The 1,256-nt window shown below is 65.0% G+C and carries 1 protein-coding gene; it reads left to right on the top strand.

Features of this window, described 5'->3' with window-relative positions:
• Positions 1–109 precede the first annotated feature (109 nt).
• Positions 110–1,240 carry an IS30 family transposase gene (locus C5E07_RS19050; protein ID WP_374953213.1) on the top strand — a complete coding sequence of 377 codons (1,131 nt, stop codon included), beginning with the start codon at positions 110–112 and terminating at the stop codon, positions 1,238–1,240.
• Positions 1,241–1,256 lie beyond the last annotated feature (16 nt).

The following is a 1,256-nucleotide window of genomic DNA, read 5'->3' as shown; positions in this document are numbered from 1 at the left end:
AACCCATGGGCGGTTTCTGTCGGTCGTTGCAACACCCCGATGAGCAAGGGGTGGGCGGATGCCGGCGAACAATGCTGCGCGGGAGCGCGAGCGAAAGTTCTGGGACTTGATGCGGGAGGGGCGATCCTCGTCAGCTGCGTGTGAAACTCTCGGCGTGCACAGACGCCAGGGGTATCGGTGGATCAAAGCGGCCGGCGGTCGATTCCCCGTCGAGGACAAACCGCGAACGGGTCGGTATCTCGAGCTCGATGATCGCTTACGGATCGCGGATCTGCGCCTGCAGGGCGCCGGGGTGCGTGAGATCGCGCGGGAGCTGGGACGGCAGCCGTCGACCATCTCGCGCGAGCTGCGACGCAACGGCAAGCCGGGTAGACATGGGTACCGGCCGCACGCGGCCCAGAAGCAGTGCGAGGCTCGCGCGCGCCGACCCAAGGCATGCCGACTCGACGAGCCGGTCCTCGCGGCGCTCGTTGAGGAGCGTCTGGTGAAGAATTGGAGTCCACAGCAGATCAGTGATGACCTGGCCCGTCTGTTCCCGAGGAATCCGGAGAAGCGCGTGGCACCAGAGACGATCTACCAAGCCCTGTTCGTCCAGGGGCGCGGACACCTCCGCGCTGACCTGCACACACACCTCCGCACCGGGCGCGCTGCCCGCAAACCTCGCGGCTTACGCTTCACCGACAAGGGCAAGATCCGCGACAAGATCCTCATCAGCGAACGGCCCGCCGAAGCACGAGATCGAGCCGTTCCCGGCCATTGGGAAGGGGACTTGATCGTCGGGTCGGCATCCGGATCTGCAATCGGCACGCTCGTCGAGCGCGCCAGCCGCTACGTGATGCTCGTCCATCTCCCGAACGGACACAGCGCCCCCGCGGTCCGAGACGGACTGATCGCGACCATCAGCACGCTGCCGACGCATCTACGTCGGTCGCTGACCTGGGACCAGGGCACGGAGATGGCAAAGCACCTCGACGTGACCCTCGCAACGGATATGGCGATCTACTTCTGCGACCCCCACTCTCCCTGGCAGCGAGGCTCCAACGAGAACGCAAATGGACTGCTGAGACAGTACTTCCCGAAAGGCACGAACCTCAACGCTCACGGCCCTGAACGGCTCCTCGAAGTCGCGACGGAACTCAACCAGCGACCACGCAAAACCCTCGGCGGCAGAACCCCTGCAGGCGCCCTCGAAGAGCTACTCTCGAACCCACCAAGACCAGGTGTTGCGACGACCGGCTGACACCACCCATGGGTTT

Source organism: Pseudoclavibacter sp. RFBJ3 (assembly GCF_002931375.1).
GTDB lineage: Bacteria > Actinomycetota > Actinomycetes > Actinomycetales > Microbacteriaceae > Pseudoclavibacter.
This window is presented reverse-complemented; position numbering and strand designations above follow the sequence as displayed.